Here is a 5518-nt window from a genome sequence, read left to right on the forward strand (position 1 = left end):
TCACAGAATACTTAGAGAAGAAAAACTAAACACTCATAGATTTAAGACGAAGGCGCCTGTAAAAAGAGTTCCGCCAACCCATATAGCAACCGCACAAAACCAAGTTTGGACGTGGGACATCACGTGGCTTAACGGCTCTGTGAAAGGTCTATACTTTAAGCTATACCTGATACTAGATATGTTCAGCCGCATGATTGTTGGTTATGAAGTTTGGGAAACAGAGAATGCTGAATATGCCCAAATTCTTGTTAAACGTGCCCTTCTAACTCACAAAATATCAGGTAAACCTCTTATACTTCACTCTGATAATGGAAGTCCTATGAAGGCTGCAACTTTCCTTGCTACATTAGAAAAACTAGGGGTTCAGAGTTCCTTTTCAAGGCCACGAGTAAGCAATGATAACCCTTACTCAGAATCGTTATTTAAGACAATGAAGTATGTTCCATCATTTCCTAATGGTGGCTTTGTAAGCATTGCTGACGCACGAGAGTGGGTAACCAGATTCGTCTACTGGTACAACCATGTTCATATGCATAGTGGCATCAAATATTTGACTCCATATCAGCGCCATTATAGCTTGGATAAAAACATCATAGAGAATAGAAAAAAAGTGTATGAAATGGCAAAACAGAATCATCCTGAAAGGTGGAGTAGGAAAATAAGAAATTGGGATTTGCCAAAATATGTGGCATTAAATCCAATAAAGGAAGAAGAGCTTGTTGTCATAGAAAAAGCATTATCATAAAAAGATTAAAATTAAAAATTGCGACAACTATGTTGACAGACTCCGCTATAGATATTAGTGGAAGGACAACCAATGCGGATTTATAAGGTAATGACTGATTGAAATGGAACTAAAGCTGTCCCATCGGCAACAACATATACATTCAAACATTAAAAGTACTATAAATAATAATAAATAAGTATGCATTTACATTGTTTAAGGAGATGAATATGAATGAATATGTATTATTTAAATCAAAAAATAGATATTATAAAAGATAAATATATAGTATCTGACATTGATAAACAACCGATATTTAACATTATTGGGAATGGATCTACTGGAACTGTTGATAGAATGTTTGGAAACTTTTTTTCTATAGGACATACCTTATATATAAATAATATAGACGGAGAGGAACAATTTATAATAAAGAAAAAAGCTGGATTTATATGGAGTCATTATGATATATTAATTAACAATAATATAAGCGCCTCAATACATCAGGATAAAAATTGGCTTAAACCAAGATTTTCTGTAAATAGCCAATATGGTAAATATTCAATTAGTGGAGATAGTTTTGCAAAGCATTTTACTGTTATTGAAGACGAAAATATGGTTGCAAAGTTTGTCAAAAAAACATTATCACTTACAGATACTTATGAAATTTGTGTATATGATCCTGATGTTGATAATTTAATTATAGCAATAGTGATCGCAATAGATAATTGTATACATAGTTAATAGCACTATTATTTCAGGTGATACTATATAAAATTTCTGTTAAAGGGAGTAATGCAAAAGGAAGTGTAAGTTTTAAAGTTGCTGATTAAACCTTAATGGATGATTGTTTAAAGAATTTTATTGAAATGAGGAGTATTATGAATATTAAGAATTAAAAAGAATATTTTAATGAAACTTATGAAAATTGGAAATAAATATCTGATGAAAAAGTTGGGATTATAAAGAAAACTATAAATAAAACTATAAATAGAAACAAAAACTGTTTCAGTTTTTGTAAGGCACCTGACCCCTTACAAAGATTGGAACAGTTATTTGGGAACTTCTAGGAGTCGGATTATTAATGATTACAGTAATATATACTGCACAATGATACTAAAACCAACCAACAATGCTCCAATAATGCTCATATAAATAGCAGAATAAAACTTTTGTCCAGTGTTATCCATGTCTTTGCTTGTACGGTTTTGACCACTTTCATTAGTAGCCGTTCTCGCAAGTTGGTAAACAATATCACCTTTAATCATTGTACCTCCTACAAAGCCTATACCGCCAAGAGAAAGTTCTACTGCTCCAAAATAAAATAATACGTTTGAAAAGGTTCCAATATTTCTATAGTTGCTATTAATTAAGCATATAGCTACAACAATCATTAAACTCACTAGTAATCCTATTCCTACTCTTTTTATATATCCATTAATTATAATGCCTTTTCTTTTTTTCATCTTGTCCCCCCTATTATTGGTTCATTATATTAAACAATTGTGTCCTTATTTAAGTGTAGCGAGTTATCTCCCTATATAAATCATTTCAGGAATTGATTTATATCAAACAAACTCACTTTCCACGTGCCATCTTCTTTTACTAGTTCTACAGCTCCTTTGGCTATCTCTGGTGTTTTGGTTTTACCATCAGAAGATATAAAATCAAGTTTAACTTCGTAAAGATATCTTACTTTATTATTATCTTTATAATCTTTATACACGTTTTCACCAAAAGTAAGGTCTGTAACTTGGGCTGTATAGTTATCCGTAGTACATATTACCATACTCGTATTATAGAACCTATTCCCTATGGCATCTTCATATCCTTCTTTTGAAAGCAACGGTATTACGTTTTTGTTAACTGACTTTCATATTTCAAAGACTGCATCTTCTTGTTTCTTATTATATTCTTCACTTCCAGGGTCTCCATCTGGTTCTGGATGTGTCTGGATTTCAGCAATCCTTTCTCCACTTACGTTATAAATGTTTCTAACAACTTCTCCGGCAACCTTAACTGATGTTTCTACCTGTGTTTCTGCTTGTGATTTTGAAGTGTTTAGTGCAAGCCCTATGCCTCCTAATATAACTACAATGATAGCTCCAAGTAATATATTTTTCATATTTGCCTTCTTATGCTTTGAAATCATAATAATCATCCTTTTTATTTCTGAACTATTCATAACCATTGAAGTAGTACCCATAAGTCTATTGCTGTTCCCAGCAAGCTCTAGTACTGTTACTATTGCATTCCCATACTGAATGTTTTTTCCATCATCTAAATAAGAAATTGTTTTAGCATCACATGAAATTTTAAGATCTTGTCTCATTTTATGAAATCCATATAGCAAGATTGGATTAAACCAATAGATCATGGATAATAGTGTTATAACAAAATTTACAAATATGTCCTTGTTTTTTAAATGAGTTAATTCATGCATTATAATATACTTAAATTCTTCATCACAAACATTGTCTGCTACACTGACTGGAATCAATATCTTTGGTATATTTATCCCACATAAAGAGGGGCTACTTATTTTTTGGGAATAGGATAGTTCTACCTGCGTTCTTATATTCATAGTCTTCATACAAATATATAGAATTTCTTTATGTTTTCTATTTATATTTTTCATAGAAGAGCTAACAATATTTTTAAGTTTTTTATGTCCTGTAACCAGGGTCCCTATTAATATTAGAACTCCAAATATCCAAATAAAACAGAACAGTTTCTTAATATTAATTTTGCTTTTTAGAGGTATGTTAATTGTGTTATCAATTACACTTTCACTTGTTGGTGTTAAGCTGCTTATTGATTTTGAACCATCCAAGTTGGAATTATCAAGTTGTTTTGATGAGTTTATTTCTGTATTTTCATTTGTGGTACTTTGCACATAAAAATTTTTATATATATTAGAGATATTTAAAGGGGTTTGTGGACCTATAGGAATTATTAATTTTATAATTAATATTAACCATATATAATAGTGAAAGTTAGAGCTTAATTTATTTTTGAATATACCTTTAATAATTAATATCATCAATACAATTATGCTACCAATTAATGAGGATAGTAGAATAATCTCAAAGAAACTTAATATATCCATATATATTACCCCTCCTTATTACCTGATTTATTTAGTATATTTTTAAGTTCAACTATATCAGTTTCAGATAATTGTTCCGACCTTGCAAAGTTCAAGAGCATAGACTTGATTGAACCATCAAATACCTTATTAATAAAGGACTGACTTTCTAATTTTATACATTCATCCTCTGATACCAAAGGGTAATATAAATATTTATTACATGATTTATTAAAACCAAGTGCATTTTTCTTATACCTCCGCTCCGTTTACGACTGTAATCGATAATTTAAGTTTACAACTGTAATCAGGAAATGTCAACAAATATTTACATTAATAGAGTATTTTTATATGGTTTACATAATATCAGCAATAGAAAATGAAAAAACAAAGAAACTTATCAAACTGGATTCTTATAGAATATACCGAAGTTATGGGATAAGTATTACAATATGTACGAGGAAAACACTATAAAAGCGATTGATGTTATGAAAATATTGGAATTAAAGAAAACTACATTTTATAAACTAATTAATCAATATAAAGAGAGCAATTAATACTGAGCTGCTGCAAGCATTTGCAATTTAGGACATCATTTATAATACATTTAAAGTAACAAGTCAACACGTTAGGTTACATTCACTTTATTTATTAAAATAGAATTTAATGGTACAATATTTATATAATTAACAAAAACATTTGAATATGAATATATGTTAGAAATAACACTGACAAATTTAAATTAAGAGAGCTCAATGAAAAAACGGGCATAGATTTTGTTGCTATTGAAATCACTGGTTATATATTATTACTTAAGGAGGAAAGCAATGAAATTTATTGATATACTTAAATCTAACAAAAGAAAAAAACAATTTGAGGAACAGATTTATTTAATATATAGAGATTTATATAAGTTTATATATTCTATTGTAAAAAATCAAAATTTAACTTAGGATGTACTTCAACAGACATTAATGAAAGCTTATGAAAAGTTTGATACAATAGAAGACATTAAAAAAATTAAATCATGGATTTTTACTATAGCAAAGAATGAGAGTTTATCATGGATTAGAAAATATAATAGGGAGATTCCTAGTGAGAATACTTACTTATAATTATTACAAAGGTCCTCAGAAGATATCCCAGAAGAATTATTGGTAAAACGAGAAACAAATGAACAGATAAAAGAAAGTATTAAAATGTTAAATCCTGTTGATCAAGAGATAATATATTTGAGATATTATTATGATTTAAATTTTAGTGAAATAGCGTTGATACTAAACTTGAATGAAAACACTGTTAAAACAAAACATAAAAGAGCAAAAAAAAAGATATATACCCATCTTATATGTGATGATTCTTCTTTTGAAGTTGCGGCAACAGTTATAGATTAAGATAATTTATAAAAAATGAAACTTTTTTAAAAGAACATTATCTAATATATAAGAGGCCCAGCTTTTATGTATTATGCATCTTTTGAAGTTGCTGCGATGGGTTATAATTTAAAACTAGAGTACTCACGGAAACTAATAAATAAAACTTGAATTTGTATGGAGTCGTCTAGAACTATAAATTTTACGTTAAGAGAGCAAGTAGCGATAAAAATAGGTATAGCAAACAAGCCTGCACGATGCAGAAATTTCAAGAAAAAACATTTAATTGCTAAATAGCTACACTAATAAATTTAAAATACTAAAACCTGAAAC

Annotated in this window: 7 protein-coding genes and 2 pseudogenes; 5 read left to right on the forward strand and 4 right to left on the reverse strand. The window is 29.1% G+C overall.

Going from position 1 to position 5518, the window contains the following annotated elements; all coding sequences use genetic code 11:
* Both ACJAX4_RS21715 and ACJAX4_RS21720 read left to right on the forward strand, forming a co-directional pair.
* Positions 1-745, forward strand: a 745-nt coding sequence (locus ACJAX4_RS21715) for a transposase (RefSeq protein ID WP_435791526.1), incomplete at its 5' end; no start/stop codon positions are given.
* Positions 746-958: 213 nt separating this feature from the next.
* The gene (locus tag ACJAX4_RS21720; RefSeq protein ID WP_435791527.1) at positions 959-1468 is read left to right on the forward strand and encodes an LURP-one-related/scramblase family protein; all 510 of its coding nucleotides are present in this window, start codon (positions 959-961) and stop codon (positions 1466-1468) included.
* Between the two features lie 344 nt (positions 1469-1812).
* On the opposite strand, the gene ACJAX4_RS21725 is transcribed toward ACJAX4_RS21720, so the two are convergent.
* From ACJAX4_RS21725 to ACJAX4_RS21740, 4 genes and pseudogenes are all read right to left on the reverse strand, one after another.
* Positions 1813-2190 carry a hypothetical protein gene (locus ACJAX4_RS21725; protein WP_435791528.1) on the reverse strand — a complete coding sequence of 126 codons (378 nt, stop codon included), beginning with the start codon at positions 2188-2190 and terminating at the stop codon, positions 1813-1815.
* Between the two features lie 80 nt (positions 2191-2270).
* Complete coding sequence (locus ACJAX4_RS21730; protein WP_435791529.1) at positions 2271-2570, reverse strand: hypothetical protein; 300 nt, start codon at positions 2568-2570, stop codon at positions 2271-2273.
* A 27-nt stretch (positions 2571-2597) separates the two neighbouring features.
* Positions 2598-3833: a M56 family metallopeptidase gene (locus ACJAX4_RS21735; protein WP_435791530.1), complete on the reverse strand. Its 1236-nt coding sequence runs from the start codon at positions 3831-3833 to the stop codon at positions 2598-2600.
* 5 nt (positions 3834-3838) lie between these two features.
* Positions 3839-4057 (reverse strand): annotated as a pseudogene (locus ACJAX4_RS21740) (BlaI/MecI/CopY family transcriptional regulator); the annotation flags it as partial.
* 582 nt (positions 4058-4639) lie between these two features.
* On the opposite strand from ACJAX4_RS21740, the gene ACJAX4_RS21745 reads away from it, so the two are divergent.
* The 3 genes and pseudogenes from ACJAX4_RS21745 to ACJAX4_RS21755 all read left to right on the forward strand — a co-directional run bounded on the left by ACJAX4_RS21745 (position 4640) and on the right by ACJAX4_RS21755 (position 5206).
* A complete protein-coding gene (locus ACJAX4_RS21745) occupies positions 4640-4765 on the forward strand; it encodes a hypothetical protein (RefSeq protein ID WP_435791531.1) in 126 nt (41 codons plus the stop codon).
* A 12-nt stretch (positions 4766-4777) separates the two neighbouring features.
* Positions 4778-4927: pseudogene (locus ACJAX4_RS21750) on the forward strand (RNA polymerase sigma factor); the annotation flags it as partial.
* Positions 4928-4951: 24 nt separating this feature from the next.
* Positions 4952-5206 (forward strand): RNA polymerase sigma factor, encoded by a 255-nt coding sequence (locus ACJAX4_RS21755; RefSeq protein ID WP_435791532.1) that lies wholly within the window; start codon positions 4952-4954, stop codon positions 5204-5206.
* Positions 5207-5518: the final 312 nt, after the last annotated feature.

This window comes from Clostridium sp. (assembly GCF_051278035.1).
In the GTDB taxonomy this organism is placed as follows: domain Bacteria; phylum Bacillota; class Clostridia; order Clostridiales; family Clostridiaceae; genus Clostridium_AD.

Bases quoted from the DNA above. Each gene is read 5' to 3' on its own strand.
- ACJAX4_RS21720 (WP_435791527.1), top strand. From the start codon at position 959: ATGAATATGTATTATTTAAATCAAAAAATAGATATTATAAAAGATAAA.
- ACJAX4_RS21725 (WP_435791528.1), bottom strand. From the start codon at position 2,190: ATGAAAAAAAGAAAAGGCATTATAATTAATGGATATATAAAAAGAGTA.
- ACJAX4_RS21735 (WP_435791530.1), bottom strand. From the start codon at position 3,833: ATGGATATATTAAGTTTCTTTGAGATTATTCTACTATCCTCATTAATT.
- ACJAX4_RS21745 (WP_435791531.1), top strand. From the start codon at position 4,640: ATGAAATTTATTGATATACTTAAATCTAACAAAAGAAAAAAACAATTT.